Below are 17,087 nucleotides of genomic sequence, written 5' to 3'. Positions count from 1 at the left end.
TGCGCCTATCCTGGATATCCAGCCCCGCAGGGGCAGAGGAGGTTGCGTGGACGCACTGGGTCGCCGGATCATCGTCGCCGCTTTCGACGGGTGGAACGACGCCGGAGAGGCGGCCTCGGCCGCGGCGTCGATGCTGCGCGCCGGCGGCGACTACGAGGTGGTGCACTCGGTCGACCCCGAGCTGTACTTCGACTACCAGTACACGCGCCCGCAGGTCGGAGTGGATGCCGAGGGTCGCCGCACGCTCACGTGGCCCGAGGCGACGCTCCTCCGCCCCGCCGAGCGCACCGACGGCCCGGAGATCTGGCTGCTCACGGGCGTCGAGCCCGCCCGCGCCTGGCAGGCCTTCGCCGCCGAGTTCGTCGACGTGGCGCTCCGCGAGGACGTCACGGGCTTCGTCGCGCTGGGCTCGATGATGTCCGACGTCCCGCACACCCGCCCGATCTCGGTCTTCGCCGGCAGCGACAACGACGCGGTCCGCCAGTCGCTCGGACTCGAACGGAGCCTCTACGAGGGGCCCGTCGGCATCCTGAGCGCACTCGGCGACGCGGCCGAGCGCGCCGGCATCCCCACGGCGAGCCTCTGGGCCAGCGTCCCGCACTACGTCGCGGGGCACACGCCCTCCCCCAAGGCCACGCTCGCACTGCTGGACCGCCTCGAAACCGTGTCCGGCATCCCGGTTCCCCGCGGCGAGCTGGCCGCCGAAGCCCTCGCGTGGGAGGCGTCGATCGACGCCGCCGCCGCGGACGACGACGAGATGCGCGACTACATCCACCAGCTCGAGCAGACCCGCGACACGTGGGATTCGCCCGAGGCATCGGGAGACGCCATCGCGCAGGAGTTCGAGCGGTACCTGCGGCGTGGCGGCGACGGCCCGACCAAGCCGGGCCGCGACGACCCGCCCCGCCGCTGAACGCGAGAACGGCGCCCTCCCCGAGGGGGCGGCGCCGTTCTGCTGCGTGCGGGGTCAGCCGGAGATGATCGTCGACTCGGCCGGCACGACTCCGGTGAGGAGCAGCACGATGACCACGACGCCGAGGACGATGCGGTAGATCACGAACGGCAGGAAGCTGCCCTTCTTGAGGTACTGCATCAGGAAGGCGATCACGAGGAAGCCCACCACGAACGCGATCACCGTGGCCAGGGCGGTCTCGCCGAGGTTGTACGGCCCGGTCCCCTCGTCGAAGCTCTTGTAGAGCTCGTACAGCCCGCTGACGAACACCGCGGGGACGGCGAGGAGGAACGAGTACTCCGCGACGGCGGTGCGCTTGTACCCGAGGGCACGGCCGAGCGTGGTGGTCGCGCCCGACCGGGACACGCCCGGCACGAGGGCGAGGGCCTGCGCGAACCCGTAGGCGAGGCCGTGCGGGTAGGTCAGGTCGTCGAGATCGCGTCGACGCTTGCCGTAGTGGTCGGCGAGACCGAGCAGGATGCCGAAGACGATGAGCACGACCGCGGTGATCCAGAGGCTGCGGAAGTTGTCGCGGATGAGGCTCTGCAGGAGGAACCCGGCCACCCCGATCGGGATGGTGCCGATGATGATCAGCCACCCCATGCGGGCGTCGGGGTCGTTGCGCGGCACCTGGCCGGTGAGCGACCCGAACCAGCGGGAGATGACCCGGCCGATCTTCTTGCGGAAGTAGATCAGCACCGCCAGCTCGGTGCCGAGCTGCGTGATCGCGGTGAACGTCGCCCCCGGGTCGGTCTGCGACGGCAGGAACTCCCCCACGATGCGGATGTGCGCACTGGAGGAGATGGGGAGGAACTCGGTCAGGCCCTGCACGAGCCCGAGGATGATGACCTCGAAGATGTTCTGCATGCGTTCCTTCAGTACGTCCGGATGAGGTCGGCGAGAACTCGACGACCGAACTCGAGCGCGTCGACGGGGACGCGCTCATCCACACCGTGGAACATCCCGGTGAAGTCGAGATCGGACGGGAGTCGCAACGGCGCGAACCCGTAACCGGAGATTCCGAGGGAGGCCAGGGCCTTGTTGTCGGTGCCGCCGCCCATCAGGTACGGGATCACCGGGACGCCGGGGTCGTGGCGGGCCAGCTGCCCCACCATGGCGTCCACGAGGTCGCCGGCGAACGGCACCTCCAGGCCGATGTCCTGGTGGACGATCTCGACCTCGATGTCGGGGCCGACGATGCGGCGGATGTCGGCGAGCGCCGCCTCCTCGGTACCGGGCAGCACCCGCACGTCGATGAGGGCTTCGGCACGGTCGGGGATGACGTTGTGCTTGTACCCCGCGGTGAGTCCCGTGGGGTTCGTCGTGGTCCGAAGCGTCGAGCGGAGGAACCCGGATGCCGCGCCCGCGCGCTGCGCAAGGAGGTCGGGGTCGCCCGCGTCGTCGCCGGTGAGCTCGGCGAGACCCGCGAGGAGCTGCGTCGTGGTGTCGGTCAGGCGGACGGGCCATCGCGTCCGGCCGAGGGCGGCGACGGCCTCCGCGACCGCGGTCACGGCGTTGTCGGGGTGCAGGGCGCTGCCGTGTCCGGCGCGGCCCCGCGCGACGAGCTTGATCCACAGCAGGGCCTTCTCGCCCACCTGCAGCAGGTACGCGCGCCGATCGTCGACCGTGATCGAGTATCCGCCGACCTCACTGATTGCCTCGGTGGCACCCGCGAACCACTCGGGGCGGTCGCGGACGACGAGGGCCGAACCCTCGACGCCGCCGTTCTCCTCGTCGGCGAAGAACGTCACGATGATGTCGCGTTCGGGCTGCTCCCCCGCGCGCAGCACGTCGGCCACGGCGGTGAGGATCATGGCATCCATGTCCTTCATGTCGACCGCGCCGCGGCCCCACAGGATGCCGTCGCGGATCTCGCCCGCGAACGGGTCGACGCTCCAGTCCTCGGCGACGGCCGGGACGACGTCGAGGTGGCCGTGCAGGATCAGCGCGGGCTTGTCGCGGTTGCGGCCGGGCACGCGCGTCGAGAGGTTCGTGCGGCGCGCGATCGGCTCGTAGTAGTCGACGTCGAGACCGAGGTCCTCGAGGTACGCGCCGGCGTACTCGGCGGCCTCGCGCTCGCCGCGCGACCGTCCGCCGCCGAAGTTGGTGGTGTCGAAGCGGATCAGGTCGGCGGCCACGCGGGCGACCTCGGGCGGGTCGGCATCGTGCTCGGACATGGGCACTACGGTACCCGGATGCCGGACCCTCCCCCGTCCACGCCACGAGCGGGACGCGCCCGGGTTGCGGCCGCGGTTCGGGGGCACGGCGCGGGCGTGGTAATGTCGTTCTTCGTTGCGAAAGCGACCAACACCCAATGCGCGGGTGGCGGAATAGGTAGACGCGCTAGCTTGAGGTGCTAGTGCCCGTATAGGGCGTGGGGGTTCAAGTCCCCCCTCGCGCACAGAACGAAGAAGGCCCCGGATTCGTCCGGGGCCTTCTTCGTTGTCTGCGGGAGCGGGAGGGCTGCGGACCCCGACCCGGCGCAACCGTGACACCGACGAAACGCCGCCGTGACATCGCGGATCTAGCGTCGAGGCATCCCGGAAGGATGGATGCCACATGTACCGGTTCCACGTTCCCACCATCGACATCTCCGCCTGGGTCGGCCGTGGACCCGAGGCGGCCCGCGCGGCCGTCGTCGCCGCCGTCGATCACGCCTGCCGCACCGTCGGGTTCATGCAGATCGTCGGGCACGGCGTACCCGACCGGGTGATCTCCGATCTCGAGGAGGCGCTCGACGACTTCTTCGGCCTGCCCCTGGATGCCAAGAAGCAGTACGTCCGCCCGGTCGCCGAGAACCGCGGGTACACGCCGCCCAAGAGCGAGTCGCTGAGCTACAGCCTCGGCATCGACCCGGTCACGCGCATGAACGACTTCTTCGAGGCGTTCAACGTGGGCACGTCCTGGCGCGACTACCCCGGCACGACGGCGACCCCCGCGGACTACGCCGAGAACACGTGGCCGGACGTCACCCCCGCGTTCCGCGGCGCGGTCGAGGCGTACTACGACGAGGCCCGGCGGGTGGCGCAGACGCTGACCCGTGTCTTCGCGGCGGCGCTAAGGGTGCCCGACGACTCGTTCGACGCCCTGACCGACCACTCGATCGACGTGCTGCGGATGAACAACTATGCGCTGCCACCGGGCTCGATCGAGCTGGGCGCCGAGCTGACCGGAATGGGCGAGCACACCGACTTCGGACTCGTGACGGTGCTGTGGGCCGACCGCGTCGCCGGGCTGCAGGTGCTGGGGCTGGACGGGTCGTGGAACGACGTGATGCCCGCCGAGGGGGCGCTGCTGGTGAACATCGGCGACGTCGCGGCACGGCTGACGAACGACAAGTGGCTCTCGACGCTGCACCGGGTCAAGCCTCCCGTGATCAACGGCACCATCGAGCGGCGCCGGTCGGCGGCCTTCTTCCACGACGGCAACGCCGACGCGGTGGTCGGGGTGCTCCCCCACTTCGCCACGCGGGAGTCCCCGGCGCTCTACGAACCGGTGACGGTCGCGCAGCACATCGCCGCGAAGCTCGCCGGTTCGCGCGCGGGCCGGAAGAACCTGTCGGCGGTGCGCGAGGCCGCGCGGGTCAGCGCGAGCCGCGGCTGAGCGCGAGCCGCGGCTCAGCGCGAGCCGCGGCTGAGCGCGGACCGCGGCTAGTCGGGCGGGTGGGTCGTCAGGGCGCCCGAGGTGCCGCGCGAGGCCGCGGCCGCCGGGACGATCCGTGGGCCCGCACCGCTCGGCATCCGTCATAAACGCGATCCGCGCGCATAAACGCGTTGTCAGCGCGTTTCTCGTCGTGGATCGCGTTTATGGCCGACAGAACGTCGGGCGCGAGCGGATGCCGGGGCGTCAGGCCGCGGAGACCCCGAACAGCAGGCCGAGGACGTACGTCACCGCGGCGGCGCCGAAACCGATCGCGAGCTGGCGCAGGCCGCGCTTGAGCGGCGAGGCGCCCGAGAGCAGCCCCACCATCGCGCCGGTGCCGAGCAGGGCGACGCCGACGAGACCGAGCGCGAGGGCGACCGCCGCGACACCGCTCATGCCGAAGATCCACGGCAGCACGGGGATGATCGCGCCGGAGGCGAAGAACAGGAAGCTCGAGATCGCCGCGCCCCACGCGCTTCCGACGACCTCGTGCGACGATTCCCCGGGCGCCGCGGCGGCCGGGGCGGTGCCGGCCTGCGCCGCGGTGACCACCTCGCGCGCCTTGGCGAGGGCCTCCTCGGCATCCATTCCGCGGGTGCGGTAGACGAGCGCGAGCTCGTTGGCATCCAGGTCGAGGTGCGGGAGCGCCGCGTCGGCGTAGTCGTTCTCCTCGGTGGCCTCGAGCAGCTCGCGCTGCGAGCGCACCGAGACGAATTCGCCCGCGCCCATGGACAGGGCGCCGGCGAGGAGGCCGGCGATGCCGCTGAACAGCACGAAGCTCGGGGCGACGCCCGTGGCCCCGACGCCCATCACGAGGGCGAGGTTCGACACGAGGCCGTCGTTCGCGCCGAACACGGCGGCGCGGAACGTCCCGGACAGGCGGCGACGGCCGCGCGCGGCGAGGCCGCGGACGACCTCGTGATGCACCTGCTCGTCGGCGGCCATCTGCGCGGTCGCGTACGGCTCGTCGGCGTACGGCGAGCGCGCCTCGGCGTTCTGGGCGAGCGCGAGGACGAAGATCGAGCCGAAACGGCGGGCCATCCAGGCGAGCATCGTGGTGCCCAGGCCCGGGCGGGGAAGTCGGTGAGGAGTGTCGCCGAGCAGGTCGATCCAGTGCTGCTCGTGACGGCCCTCGGCCTCGGCGAGCGCGAGCAGGATCTCGCGCTCCTCGCCGGTGCGGCGGCTCGCGAGGTCGCGGTACACGCGGGCCTCGGCGCGCTCGTCGACGAGGTAGCGCGCCCAGCGGCGGCGGTCGCGGGCGGTGGGTGTGGCGGCGATCGTCACGGTTCTCCTTCAGGTCGGCCCCCACGTTAGGCCGCGGGATCCCCTCCCCCGGGCGCGTCGGCCGATACTGACAGCATTTCGGGCTTCCGAAGCCCGGAAAGACGCGGATGCCGACGGCTCGGCGTCAGCATTTCGGACGGGCGAATCCGCGGCGCTCAGGACCGCACGCGCTTGCGCAGCACCTCGATGCGCGCCTGCAACTGCGCGACGGTGGCGTGCGAGACGGCGGGTCCGCCGCAGATGCGACGGAGCTCGGCGTGGACGAGGCCGTGCGCCTCGCCGGTCTGGCGCGCGTAGAGCCCGACGAGGCTGTTGAGGAGCTGCCGCTGCTCTTTCAGCGTGCGGTGCAGGGGCTGGGGCAGTCCGCCCTCGTCGACGCTCGGCGGCTCCTGGCCGCTCGCCTTCTCCTTCGCCTCGCGCGAGGAACGGTGGCGGGACTGGCGCGACGCCCGCGTCATGAGCACCTCGTGCACCTGTTCGGGTTCGAGGAGCCCCGGGATGCCGAGGAACTCCTCCTCCTCGACCGTGCCGGGGACGGCGAGCTGACCGAACTCCTGCCCGTCGAACAGGACGCGGTCGAAGTGGGCCAGCGAGCCGAGGGCCTGGTACTCGAACTCCTGCTCGAGCGCGTCGGACGCCTTGTCCTCGCGCTCGGCGGCATCCATCATGTCTTCTTCGGCGTTCCACTGGTCGTCCGCGTCGCTGTCGCGGTCGAGGGCGTGGTCGCGCTGAGCCTCCATCTCTCCGGCGAGCGCGAGGAGCTGCGGCACGTTGGGGAGGAAGACGCTCGCGGTCTCACCGCGCCGCCGGGCACGGACGAAGCGGCCGATGGCCTGGGCGAAGAAGAGCGGGGTCGAGGCGCTCGTGGCGTACACGCCGACGGCGAGGCGTGGGACGTCGACGCCCTCGGACACCATGCGGACCGCGACCATCCAGCGGCTCGTGCCCTTCGAGAACGTCTCGATACGGCCCGAGGCCTCGGCTTCGTCGGAGAGGACGACGGTGACCTTTTCGCCGCTGATGTCCTCGAGGATCGTGGCGTAGGCCCGCGCGGCGGTCTGGTCGGTCGCGATGACGAGGCCGCCGGCATCCGGGACCGTCTCGCGCACTTCGGTGAGGCGCCGGTCGGCGGAGCGCAGGACCGCGGGGATCCAGTCGCCGTTGGGGTCGAGCGCGGTGCGCCAGGCCTGCGAGGTGATGTCCTTGGTGTTGTCCTGCCCGAGCTGGGCCTCCATCTCCTCCCCGGCCTTGGTGCGCCAACGCATCTGTCCGGCGTAGACGAGGAAGAAGACGGGGCGCACGACCCCGTCGTCGAGTGCGCGCCGGTAGCCGTAGGCGTAGTCGGTGCGCGAGAGACGGATGCCCTTGTCGTTGGGGTGGTACTCCACGAACGGGATGGGCGCGGTGTCGCTGCGGAACGGCGTCCCCGACAGCAGCAGACGCCGGGTGGCTCGGCCGTAGGCCTCGCGCAGCGCGTCGCCCCAGCTGAGCGCGTCTCCGCCGTGGTGCACCTCGTCGAGGATCACCAGGGTTCTGGCATCCATCGTCAGGCGCTGGTGCACATCGGCCTTCACGGCCACCTGCGCGTAGGTGACCGCGACGCCGTGGTACTGCCGCGACGGGGTGGCGTGCCGGTTGGAGAAGTACGGGTCGAGGCGGATGCCGACGCGCGCCCCCGCCTCGGCCCACTGGGTCTTGAGGTGCTCGGTGGGGGCCACGACGACGATGCGGTCGACGACGCGGCGGCGCATGAGCTCGGAGGCGAGGCGGAGCGCGAACGTCGTCTTACCGGCGCCCGGGGTGGCGGCGGCGAGGAAGTCCCGCGGGCCCTTGCCGACGCCGTCCGGCCCGTCGGAGCCGAAGTACTGATCGAGCGCCTCGGCCTGCCAGGCGCGCAGGCGCTGGGCCGTTCCCCAGGGTGCGCGTTGCGGGAAGGAGGGCGAGAGGTGCTCGGCGGCGAAGCTTCCGAAGTGGTGCTCGTCGGCATCCGCGGCCGGGTCGTACGCCTCGGGGGTGCGAGCCTGTTCCTCCAGCATCGAACCTCCATCCCTCACGAGCGCGAACATCCACGATAGGCGAAGGCGTGGGGGTGCGGTTGCGGCCTGGGGAGGGTTCCGCCACCCCACCAGCGATAAACGCGATCGGCGATGAGAAACGTGCCGTCGTCCTGTTTCTCGCCGCCGATCGCGTTTATCGGCACAGGGGGGCGCGCAGACCGCAGCGCAGCGCAGCGCACGGCACCGTCGCCGAGAGGGGCCCGCGCCGCACCCCTTGCCGTGTCGCAGCCCGGGGTTAGCCTGGAAGCGGAGGTTTCGATGACACTCGATCCGCACTCGCCCGCCCCGTCTCCGTTCGACAACCCCGGCCCGCACCCCTGGCGCCGATTCGTCGCCCTCGGCGATTCGTTCACCGAGGGGATCGGCGACCCGCTGCCCGACGGCGGGCACCGCGGCTGGGCCGATCGTGTCGCCGAGGTGCTGGCCTCCCAGGTCGACGACTTCGCGTACGCCAACCTCGCCGTGCGGGGGAAGCTGATCGGCCAGATCGTCTCCGACCAGATCGAGCCGGCGCTCGCGCTCAAGCCCGACCTCATCACGTTCTCGGCGGGCGGGAACGACGTCATCCGCCCCGGCACCGACCCCGACGCGGTCTCGCAGCAGTTCGAGGATGCCGTCGTGCGGCTGCGCAGCGGGGGCGCGACGCTCGTCGTCTTCACGGGGATCGACACCGAGTTCACGCCGGTGTTCCGCGGCATCCGAGGGAAGGTCGCGATCTACAACGAGAACATCCGTTCCATCGCCGACCGCTACGACTGCATCGTCGCGGACCAGTGGGGCCTGAAAGAGGTGCAGGACATGCGCTTCTTCGACGACGACCGCCTGCACTACAACACGCTCGGCCACCACGAGATCGCTCGCATGGTGCTGCGCGCCCTGAACGTCCCCAACGACCTCCAGCCCATGCAGCCCGAAGCGCTCACGCCCACGACGTGGCGCGCGGCGCGCGAGAAAGACCTGGTCTGGGCACGCTCGTACCTCGTGCCGTGGGTGCTGCGGCGCCTGCGCCACGAATCGTCGGGCGACCACATCCTGCCCAAGCGCCCCGAGCCGCTGCCCGTGATCACCCTCGCCCCGGGCCGGGACCCCGCCGCCTCCCGCGAGACGCAGGTCTGAACTCAGCGCAGCGCGCGACCCAACTCCCACAGCGCGACCGCGCTCGCGGCGGCGACGTTGAGCGAGTCCACTCCCCCGGCCATCGGAATCGTCACGACCGTGTCGGCGGCGGCGAGCGCCCCGCGGCTCAACCCGTCGCCCTCGGCCCCGAGCAGCAGAGCGACGCGCTCGTGCCCCGCGGCCGAGAACGCGTCGAGCGTCACCGCGTCCTCCGACAGCGCGAGGGCGGCGAGGTGCAGCCCCGCCTCCTGCAGCAGGGGCTTCGCCCGGGGCCACTCCGGCAGCCGCGTCCACGGCACCTGGAACACCGTGCCCATGCTCACCCGCACGCTCCGCCGGTACAGCGGGTCGGCGCACCGGGGCGTGACGAGCACGGCATCCGCCCCGAGGGCCGCTGCCGAACGGAACGCCGCTCCGATATTGGTGTGATCGACGATGTCTTCGAGCACGACGACGAGCCGCGCGTCCTTCACGACCTCCTCGACGGATGCCAGGACCGGCCGGTGCATGGATGCCAGGAGCCCGCGGTGCACGGCGTATCCCGTCACCTGTTCGGCGACCTCGGCGGGCACGACGTAGATCTCGGCGTCCTCCCCGACGAGGGCGAGCGCGTCGTCGAGGAACTTCTCCTGCACCAGCACGGAGCGCGGACGATGCCCCGCGCGGAGCGCCCGATCCAGCACCTTCGCGGACTCCGCGATGTACAGGCCCCCCGCGGGCTCGGAGACCCGCCGCAAGGACACGTCGGTGAGGTCGCGGTAGTCGGCCAGGCGCGGATCGTCGGCGGCGTCGAGGGGGATCACGGGCATCGTCCCACTCTGCCAGCCTCCTCGGGCGACGGCGTCCGTGGGCGGTCCTAGACTCGATCCGACGGAGGTGGGCATGACGGACACGACGAAGGATGCCGAGACCATGGCATCCATCGATCGAGCCGTCGAGGTGCTCGCCGGTCGTCGCGTGGCCGTCCTCACCGGCGCCGGGGTGTCCACCGACTCGGGGATCCCCGACTATCGCGGCAAAGGTGCGCCGACGCGGACGCCGATGACGGCGCAGCAGTTCCTCGCGAGCGCCGAGGCCCGCCGGCGCTACTGGGTCGGCAGCCACCTCGGCTGGAAGGTGTTCGCCGCGGCCGAGCCGAACGACGGCCACCGCGCGCTCGCCGCGCTCGAGAACGCCGGCGTCTCCAACGGCGTCATCACGCAGAACGTCGACGGTCTGCACGTTCGGGCCGGCAGCCACCGCGTCGTCGAGCTGCACGGCACGATGCGGCGGGTCGGCTGCCTGCACTGCGGTCAGGTGTTCGACCGCCGCGATCTCGCGGCGCGCGTCGAGGCCGACAACCCGTGGATCACACTGCCCGAGAACGTCGAGCTCGGTCCCGACGGCGATGTGACCCCGGCCTCGGCCGAGGGCTTCGTCGTGCCGGTGTGCTCGGTGTGCGGCGGCACGCTCAAGCCCGACGTGGTGTTCTTCGGCGAGTACATCCCCGTCGAGAAGTTCCGCGAGGCCGAGCAGCTCGTGCACGCGAGTCAGGCGCTGATCGTGGCCGGGTCGTCCCTCGTGGTCAACAGCGGCATCCGGCTGGTCGAGCGCGCCCGGCGACGCCGCCTCCCCGTCGTCATCATCAACCGCGGTGCGACCCGGGCCGATCAGCGGGCCGCGGTCAAGATCGACGCCGGCACGAGCGACGTGCTCGGCGCCTTCGCCGAACGCCTGCCCGGGCTCCTCTAGCCCACCGGGCTCTCCGGCCGCTCCCGTCTCGGGGAGAGCGCTCCCGGCCCCGCGCTCGCAGCGACGGCACCGACACCCGCGGGTAGGCTCGGACCGTGACGATTCTGACTCTGGTGCGACATGGCGAGACGGCGTGGAACTTCGGAGGACGCATCCAGGGGTCGACCGACATCCCCCTGAACGACACGGGCCGGGTCCAGGCCCAGGGCGTCGCCGAGATCCTGGCCACCGAGAACGCCGGCCACGAGGTGACCGTCGTGTCGAGCGATCTGTCGCGCGCGGCCGAGACCGCCGACATCATCGCCGCAGCTCTCGGCACCACCGTGAGCCGCCGGCTGGCCGGGCTCCGCGAGAGGTCCTACGGCGACGCCGAGGGCATGGATGCCGCGACCTTCCACGCGACCTTCGGCCCGTGGGGCACCGCCCAGGTGCCGAACGCCGAAGCGTGGCCGGTCGTGCGCGAGCGCGCGCTCGCCGCGATCGCCGAGGTCGTCGCCGAGACGCCCGAGGGCGTGGACGTCATCGCGGTCGCGCACGGCGCGCTCATCCGCGAGGTCATCATGCACGCCACCGACGGGGAGTTCCCGCGCGCCGGCGAGCGCCTGCCCAACTGCTCCGCCACGGTCTTCCGTCTGGACGGCGAGAGCTGGGAGATGCTGGCCTACGCCGGCGTCGTGAGCTGAGCCCCGGCCCTCACCCCGCCGCGTCCCGGGACCACACCAGCACCGTGCGGGTCGCGGTGGCCACGACCTCGTCGTTCTGCGAGCGGCCGGTGTGCGCGAGTACGACCACGCCCTGACCGGGGCGGGATGCCGACGGCCGCACCGACACCACCTCGGTCTCGGCGGTGAGGGTGTCGCCGACGAACAGGGGCGCGGGGAAGCTCACGTCGCTCAGCCCCAACTGCGCGACGAGCGTGCCCTGGGTCAGCTGCGCCACCGAGAGTCCGACGAGCGTCGACAGCGTCCACATCGAGTTCACGAGGGGCCTGCCGAAGGGCTGGGTCGCCGCGTACGCGGCATCCAGGTGGAGGGCCTGCGTGTTCATCGTGAGGGTCGTGAACAGGACGTTGTCGGCGTCGGTGACGGTGCGTCCGGGGCGATGCCCGTACCGCTCACCGACGACGAACTCCTCCAGATACAGGCCCCGCTGCTCGATCATGCGGCAACGGTACTCCCTGCCAGACCCAGCGCCCGCGAGATCACCAGGAGCTGCACCTCGGTCGTCCCCTCCCCGATCTCGAGGATCTTCGAGTCGCGGTAGTGCCGCGCGACGGGGTACTCGTTGATGAAGCCGTTGCCGCCGAAGATCTGCGTCGCGTCCCGGGCGTTCGCCATGGCCGCGTCGCTCGCGGTCATCTTCGCCACGGCCGCGTCCACCGCGAAGGGCTTGCCCGCGTCGCACAGGCGCGCCGCGTGCACCCAGGCCAGACGCGCGGTGTGGACGCGCGCGTGCATCCGCGCGAGTGTGAACTGCACGTTCTGCTTCGTCGACAGGCGCTCGCCGAACACGGTGCGGCTGCGGGCGTAGTCGACCGCCGCTTCGAGGCATCCCTCGGCCGCTCCCGTCGCGAGCGCCGCGATCGCCACACGGCCCTCGTCGAGGGTGCGCAGGAAGTTCTTGAACCCCTGACCTCGCTCGCCGAGCAGGTTCGCCGCGGGGACGCGTACGGCGTCGAAGGTGAGCGGATGCGTGTCGGAGGCGTTCCAGCCGACCTTGTCGTACGCGGGGCCGACGGTGAAGCCGGCGGTGTCCCGCGGGACGATGATCGTCGAGATCTCGGGGCGGTCGCCGCCCCGGTCGGTGACGGCGGTGACGGCGACGTAGCTCGTGATCGCCGTGCCGGAGTTGGTGATGAACTGCTTCGACCCGTCGATCACCCACTCGTCGCCGTCGAGCCGGGCGGTCGTGCGCGTGGCTCCGGCGTCGCTGCCGGCCTCCGCCTCGGTCAGGCCGAACCCGGCGAGGGCGCGCCCGGAGACGAGATCGGGCAGGTACTCGGCCTTCTGCGCGTCGCTGCCGAACCGGTACAGGGGCATGGCACCGAGCCCCACCCCCGCCTCCAGCGTGATCGCGAGCGACTGGTCGACACGGGCGATCGCCTCGATCGCGACGCACAGCGCGGCGTAGTCGCCGCCCTGGCCGCCGACCTCCTCGGGGAACGGCAGCCCGAACAGCCCCAACTCCCCCATCTGGGCGACGATGTCGAGCGGCAGCTCATGGGCGCGATCGGCCTCGTAGGAGCGCGGCGCGATCACCTCGTCGGCGAACTCGCGCACCATCCCGGCGAGCTCGCGCTCGTCGTCGGTGAAGGCCTGCTGGCTGTCGATGCTCACGGGGATCCTCCTGGGGATCGAGGGGACGGATGCCGCGAAGGCGGCGTTTCGAATCGGGTGCGGGCAGGGAGCGCGAGTTCTCGCGCCCGGGTCACCGCAGGAGCATCGCCCGGCCGGGCTCGCGCAGGACGCCGGCGACGTCGGTGAGGAAGCGTGCGGCCTCGGCTCCGTCGACGAGCCGGTGGTCGAACGAGAGGCTGAGGGTCAGCACGTCCCGCAGCGCGATCTCGCCGTGGTGCTCCCACGGGGTGCGCCGCACCGCCCCGACGGCGAGGATCCCGGCCTCACCCGGATTGAGGATCGGGGTTCCGGCATCCACGCCGAAGACGCCGACGTTCGTGATCGAGAACGTCCCGCCGGTCATGTCGGCGGGCGCGGTCCGGCCCGCGCGGGCGGTGCCGGCGAGCTCGGCGATCGCGTCGGCGAGCTCGACGAGCGGCAGGGCGTCGGCATCCCGGACCACGGGGACGACCAGACCGCGATCGGTCGCTGCCGCGATGCCGAGGTTCACGAAGTGGTGCTCGACGATCTCGCCCGCCTCCTCGTCCCAACGGGCGTTGAGCGCCGGGGTGCGCCCGAGAGCGAGGCACACCGCCTTCGCCACGGTCGCGAGGACTCCGATGCGGTGGCCGTCGAGGGCCCGATCGGTCTTGAGCGAAGCGAGAAGCTCCGTCGTGGCGGTGACGTCGAGCGTGAGGAACGTCGTGGCGTGCGGCGCGGTGAAGGCGCTGCGCACCATGGCGGCGGCGGTGTGCTTGCGCACCCCGCGGATCGGCGTGCGCGTGGTCCGCGGGTCGGAGGAGACAGCCGGGGGGACCGTCGACGCGAGGGGAACGGTGTCGGCGTACGATGCCCGCGCCCGTGACGCCTCAGCCGGGGGGACCGTCGACGCGAGGGAGAACGGATCGGCGGAGGCACGCGCGGGGGTCGGCGCCACGGAGGTCGCGCCGGTGGATTCCGCCCGCGCGGCGAACTCCTCGACGTGCGCCCGCGTCACCAGGTCGCCGGGGTAGGCGGCGGCGACGAGGACGAGATCGACGCCGAGGTCTTTCGCGAGCTTGCGCACGGGCGGGGTGGACCGGGGCCGCTCGGGGGCCGAGTCCGCCGCCGCCGCGGGCACGACGTCGTGCGGCGCCGACCGGTGCACCGCGTGCTCGATCTCCGCCGTGGCGGTCGTTCCGGCGGCGCGGGGGCGGCGGCGCGGACGGGCACCGGAGGCGGGCGCGGCGCCATAGCCGACGAGGTTCGGGGTCGCCGCGGGCGCGGACTCCCGTTCCGTCGTGCGGGGTTCGTCGGCGACACGCGGTTCGGTGTCGTCCGCGGCCGGGGTGTCGGCGGCGGACTCCGCGGACCGGGGCGCAACCCCGGGCGGGGTCGGGGCGGCATCCGCCTCTCCCACCGCGAAGGACACCAGGGGCGAACCCACCGCCACGACGTCTCCGGCGGCGGCGTGGATCCCCCGCACGGTCCCGGCGTACGGCGAGGGGATCTCCACGACCGCCTTGGCCGTCTCGACCTCGGCGATCGTCTGGTTCAGACTCACCTCGTCCCCCTCGTCGACGAGCCACTGCACGATCTCGGCCTCGGGCAGTCCTTCGCCGAGATCGGGAAGCAAGAACTCCGCGATCACAGCGCCACCTCCCGGTCTCCGGTCCGCTCGAGCACCGCGTCCACCGCGTGCAGGATGCGGTCGAGGTCGGGCACGTGGTGCTTCTCGAGCTTCGATGGCGGATACGGAATGTCGTGACCCGTGACGCGCTGCGGCGGCGTCTCGAGGTGGTGGAAGCAGCGTTCGGTGATGCTCGCGACGATCTCGGCGCCGAGTCCCGCCTGGCGCGCGGCCTCGTGCGCGACGACGACCCGGCCGGTCTTGCGCACCGACGCGGCGACGGTGGTGAAGTCCATGGGCGACAGCGACCGCAGGTCGATGACCTCGAGCGAGATCCCCTCGTCCTCCGCGGCGAGCGCGGCGTCCAGCGCCGTGCGGACGAGCGCGCCGTAGGTGACGATCGTCGCGTCGGTGCCCTCGCGGGCGACGCGGGCGAGGTGCAGGGGTGGGGCGTCGGCGAGGTCGGCATCGAGGTCGACCTCCCCCTTGGAGTGGTACAAGCGCTTGGGCTCGAAGAACACGACGGGATCATCGGATGCCACGGCCTGGCGCAGCATGACGTAAGCGTCCTGCGGGGTGCTCGCCGCGACGACGCGCAGTCCCGCGGTGTGCGCGAAGTAGGCCTCGGGCGATTCGGAGTGGTGCTCGGCGGCGCCCACGCCTCCGGCCCACGGGATGCGGATGACCATCGGCATCCGGATCCGGCCGCTGCTGCGGTAGTGGAGCTTGGCGACCTGGCAGACGATCTGGTCGAACGCCGGGTACACGAAGCCGTCGAACTGGATCTCCACGACCGGGCGGTAGCCGCGCAGGGCGAGGCCGACGGCGGTGCCGACGATGCCCGCCTCGGCGAGCGGGGTGTCCACGACGCGCTGCGCGCCGAAGCGCTGCTGGAGGCCGTCGGTCACGCGGAAGACCCCGCCGAGCTTGCCGATGTCCTCCCCCATGAGCAGGACACGGTCGTCGTCCGCGAGGGCGCGGGCGAGTCCGGCGTTGATCGCCGAACCCATCGTGCGAGCGGTCATGCGATGCCCTCCCCTGCGGAGAATCCGGCGAGGTACTGCACGTAGTCCGCCTTCTGCTGGGCCAGGGCCGCGTGGGGCTCTGCGTAGACGTGGTCGAACACCGTCTCCGGTGCGCGGGTGGTCGCATCTATGCAAGCGGCACGGACTTCGGCGGCGAGGCTGTCCGCCGCCGCGGCGACCTCCGCCAGAGCGGAGTCGTCGAGCACCCCGGCGGCGCACAGGTACGCCTCGAAACGCGCGATCGGGTCGCGCTGCGCCCACATCTCCACCTCGTCGGGGGTGCGGTAGCGGGTGGGGTCGTCCGAAGTGGTGTGCGGACCCATCCGGTAGGTGACGGCCTCGAGGAAGGCGGGGCCCTCTCCGCGGCGCGCGCGGTCGAGCGCCCACCGCATCGCGGCCACGCAGGCGAGCACGTCGTTGCCGTCGATCCGGAGGCTGGGAATGCCGAACCCCGGCGCACGACCCGCGATGGGGTACTTCGCCTGGACGGTGACCGGCTCGGAGATCGCCCACTGGTTGTTCGAGCACACGAAGACGACGGGGGCGCGGAACGAGGAGGCGAAGACCATGGCCTCGTTCACATCGCCCTGACTCGTCGCTCCGTCGCCGAAGTACGCCACCGCGACATCCGTCGAGCCGTCGCGCTGAGCGCCCATCGCCCACCCGGTCGCGTGGAGCGTCTGGGCACCGATGATGATCTGCGGCGGGGCCGCGTTGATCGTGGTGTGGTCGTACGCGGAGTGCTCCTCGCCGCGCCACGCGAGGACGTAGCCCTCGGGCCGCGCGCCGCGGGCCAGCAGCACGCCGTGCTCGCGGTAGCTGGGGAAGACGAAGTCGCCCGCGGCGAGCGCATGGGCGGTGCCGACCTGCACGGCCTCCTGACCGCGGCACGGCGCCCACAGGGCGAGTTGCCCCTGGCGCTGGAGTGCGACGCCCTCGGCGTCCAGGCGACGGGTGAGGACCATGTCACGGTGGAGGGCGCGGAGCTCGTGCGGTGAGAGGTCGGCGATCCAGGGGTCCAGCGCGGAGTCGGCCACGCGGGTGCCGTCCGGTGCGAGCACGCGGGCGACGTCGTCGATGTCGGCGACGGGCTCGGCGGCGGCGTCCGCGGGTGTGGCGGAAGCGGCCGATCCGTGGTCCGGCTCGGTCTGGGTGTACGTCATCGTCATCCCTCCAGGTGCGGCCCGCGATCCTCGTGGGAGCGGGTCTGTCCGGGTGCCGGCAGCGTCGCCGACAGGCCCGACCGTACGCGTGGCAGGCAGGCCGCTCAAGACCTCAGCCGCAGGTTCAGCAATGTGCGCATTGCGGAGACCGAGCATCCTGCTAATGTTTCGC

The 17,087-nt window shown here is 71.9% G+C and carries 15 protein-coding genes and 1 tRNA gene; 6 read left to right on the top strand and 10 right to left on the bottom strand.

Annotated elements, in window-relative coordinates:
- Window positions 1-46: 46 nt before the first annotated feature.
- Window positions 47-913, top strand: coding sequence for a PAC2 family protein (locus tag CSIV_RS03590; protein ID WP_077050043.1), 867 nt, complete (start codon window positions 47-49; stop codon window positions 911-913).
- A gap of 54 nt (window positions 914-967) precedes the next feature.
- Here CSIV_RS03590 and CSIV_RS03585 read toward each other — a convergent pair whose 3' ends face one another.
- Together CSIV_RS03585 and CSIV_RS03580 are read right to left on the bottom strand one after the other, a co-directional pair.
- Entirely contained in the window at window positions 968-1,819 is an 852-nt protein-coding gene (locus tag CSIV_RS03585) for an undecaprenyl-diphosphate phosphatase (protein ID WP_077050042.1), read from the bottom strand.
- Between the two features lie 8 nt (window positions 1,820-1,827).
- Complete coding sequence (locus tag CSIV_RS03580) at window positions 1,828-3,129, bottom strand: M20/M25/M40 family metallo-hydrolase (protein ID WP_077050041.1); 1,302 nt, start codon at window positions 3,127-3,129, stop codon at window positions 1,828-1,830.
- A 139-nt stretch (window positions 3,130-3,268) separates the two neighbouring features.
- Between CSIV_RS03580 and CSIV_RS03575 the strand changes: the two genes are divergently transcribed.
- Window positions 3,269-3,353 (top strand) — tRNA-Leu (locus CSIV_RS03575).
- Between the two features lie 158 nt (window positions 3,354-3,511).
- Window positions 3,512-4,555: an isopenicillin N synthase family dioxygenase gene (locus CSIV_RS03570; RefSeq protein WP_077050040.1), complete on the top strand. Its 1,044-nt coding sequence runs from the start codon at window positions 3,512-3,514 to the stop codon at window positions 4,553-4,555.
- 243 nt (window positions 4,556-4,798) lie between these two features.
- Here CSIV_RS03570 and CSIV_RS03565 read toward each other — a convergent pair whose 3' ends face one another.
- Both CSIV_RS03565 and CSIV_RS03560 read right to left on the bottom strand, forming a co-directional pair.
- Window positions 4,799-5,878, bottom strand: coding sequence for a VIT1/CCC1 transporter family protein (locus CSIV_RS03565; protein ID WP_077050039.1), 1,080 nt, complete (start codon window positions 5,876-5,878; stop codon window positions 4,799-4,801).
- A 155-nt stretch (window positions 5,879-6,033) separates the two neighbouring features.
- Window positions 6,034-7,914: a DEAD/DEAH box helicase gene (locus CSIV_RS03560; protein WP_083734972.1), complete on the bottom strand. Its 1,881-nt coding sequence runs from the start codon at window positions 7,912-7,914 to the stop codon at window positions 6,034-6,036.
- 279 nt (window positions 7,915-8,193) lie between these two features.
- On the opposite strand from CSIV_RS03560, the gene CSIV_RS03555 reads away from it, so the two are divergent.
- Complete coding sequence (locus tag CSIV_RS03555) at window positions 8,194-9,051, top strand: SGNH/GDSL hydrolase family protein (RefSeq protein WP_077050038.1); 858 nt, start codon at window positions 8,194-8,196, stop codon at window positions 9,049-9,051.
- Between the two features lie 2 nt (window positions 9,052-9,053).
- Here the strand turns inward: CSIV_RS03555 and CSIV_RS03550 are convergent, their stop codons facing one another.
- Window positions 9,054-9,860 (bottom strand): TrmH family RNA methyltransferase, encoded by an 807-nt coding sequence (locus CSIV_RS03550; RefSeq protein ID WP_077050037.1) that lies wholly within the window; start codon window positions 9,858-9,860, stop codon window positions 9,054-9,056.
- Window positions 9,861-9,933: 73 nt separating this feature from the next.
- Between CSIV_RS03550 and CSIV_RS03545 the strand changes: the two genes are divergently transcribed.
- Both CSIV_RS03545 and CSIV_RS03540 read left to right on the top strand, forming a co-directional pair.
- Complete coding sequence (locus CSIV_RS03545; RefSeq protein ID WP_077050036.1) at window positions 9,934-10,782, top strand: Sir2 family NAD-dependent protein deacetylase; 849 nt, start codon at window positions 9,934-9,936, stop codon at window positions 10,780-10,782.
- 95 nt (window positions 10,783-10,877) lie between these two features.
- On the top strand, window positions 10,878-11,465 hold the full coding sequence (locus CSIV_RS03540; RefSeq protein WP_077050035.1) for a histidine phosphatase family protein: 588 nt from the start codon (window positions 10,878-10,880) through the stop codon (window positions 11,463-11,465).
- 10 nt (window positions 11,466-11,475) lie between these two features.
- Here the strand turns inward: CSIV_RS03540 and CSIV_RS03535 are convergent, their stop codons facing one another.
- The 5 genes from CSIV_RS03535 to pdhA all read right to left on the bottom strand — a co-directional run bounded on the left by CSIV_RS03535 (window position 11,476) and on the right by pdhA (window position 16,915).
- The gene (locus CSIV_RS03535; RefSeq protein ID WP_077050034.1) at window positions 11,476-11,943 is read right to left on the bottom strand and encodes a MaoC family dehydratase; all 468 of its coding nucleotides are present in this window, start codon (window positions 11,941-11,943) and stop codon (window positions 11,476-11,478) included.
- Complete coding sequence (locus CSIV_RS03530; RefSeq protein ID WP_077050033.1) at window positions 11,940-13,118, bottom strand: acyl-CoA dehydrogenase family protein; 1,179 nt, start codon at window positions 13,116-13,118, stop codon at window positions 11,940-11,942. Before CSIV_RS03530 ends, CSIV_RS03535 begins: the two co-directional genes overlap by 4 nt.
- A 91-nt stretch (window positions 13,119-13,209) precedes the next feature.
- A complete protein-coding gene (locus tag CSIV_RS03525; protein WP_077050032.1) occupies window positions 13,210-14,748 on the bottom strand; it encodes a dihydrolipoamide acetyltransferase family protein in 1,539 nt (512 codons plus the stop codon).
- The gene (locus tag CSIV_RS03520) at window positions 14,745-15,752 is read right to left on the bottom strand and encodes an alpha-ketoacid dehydrogenase subunit beta (RefSeq protein ID WP_077050031.1); all 1,008 of its coding nucleotides are present in this window, start codon (window positions 15,750-15,752) and stop codon (window positions 14,745-14,747) included. The genes CSIV_RS03525 and CSIV_RS03520 overlap by 4 nt, the downstream gene beginning before the upstream one ends.
- Window positions 15,749-16,915 carry a pyruvate dehydrogenase (acetyl-transferring) E1 component subunit alpha gene (pdhA, locus tag CSIV_RS03515; protein WP_077050131.1) on the bottom strand — a complete coding sequence of 389 codons (1,167 nt, stop codon included), beginning with the start codon at window positions 16,913-16,915 and terminating at the stop codon, window positions 15,749-15,751. The genes CSIV_RS03520 and pdhA overlap by 4 nt, the downstream gene beginning before the upstream one ends.
- Window positions 16,916-17,087: the final 172 nt, after the last annotated feature.

Source organism: Microbacterium sp. CSI-V, from assembly GCF_001984105.1.
Lineage (GTDB): Bacteria > Actinomycetota > Actinomycetes > Actinomycetales > Microbacteriaceae > Microbacterium.
The sequence above is the reverse complement of the archived record's forward strand: the minus strand, read 5'-3'. Positions and strand labels throughout refer to the sequence as shown.

Coding starts and splice junctions, on each gene's coding strand:
- CSIV_RS03555 (WP_077050038.1), top strand. CDS start 8,194: ATGACACTCGATCCGCACTCGCCCGCCCCGTCTCCGTTCGACAACCCC.
- CSIV_RS03570 (WP_077050040.1), top strand. CDS start 3,512: ATGTACCGGTTCCACGTTCCCACCATCGACATCTCCGCCTGGGTCGGC.
- CSIV_RS03550 (WP_077050037.1), bottom strand. CDS start 9,860: ATGCCCGTGATCCCCCTCGACGCCGCCGACGATCCGCGCCTGGCCGAC.
- pdhA (WP_077050131.1), bottom strand. CDS start 16,915: ATGACGTACACCCAGACCGAGCCGGACCACGGATCGGCCGCTTCCGCC.
- CSIV_RS03585 (WP_077050042.1), bottom strand. CDS start 1,819: ATGCAGAACATCTTCGAGGTCATCATCCTCGGGCTCGTGCAGGGCCTG.
- CSIV_RS03545 (WP_077050036.1), top strand. CDS start 9,934: ATGACGGACACGACGAAGGATGCCGAGACCATGGCATCCATCGATCGA.
- CSIV_RS03520 (WP_077050031.1), bottom strand. CDS start 15,752: ATGACCGCTCGCACGATGGGTTCGGCGATCAACGCCGGACTCGCCCGC.
- CSIV_RS03560 (WP_083734972.1), bottom strand. CDS start 7,914: ATGCTGGAGGAACAGGCTCGCACCCCCGAGGCGTACGACCCGGCCGCG.
- CSIV_RS03580 (WP_077050041.1), bottom strand. CDS start 3,129: ATGTCCGAGCACGATGCCGACCCGCCCGAGGTCGCCCGCGTGGCCGCC.
- CSIV_RS03535 (WP_077050034.1), bottom strand. CDS start 11,943: ATGATCGAGCAGCGGGGCCTGTATCTGGAGGAGTTCGTCGTCGGTGAG.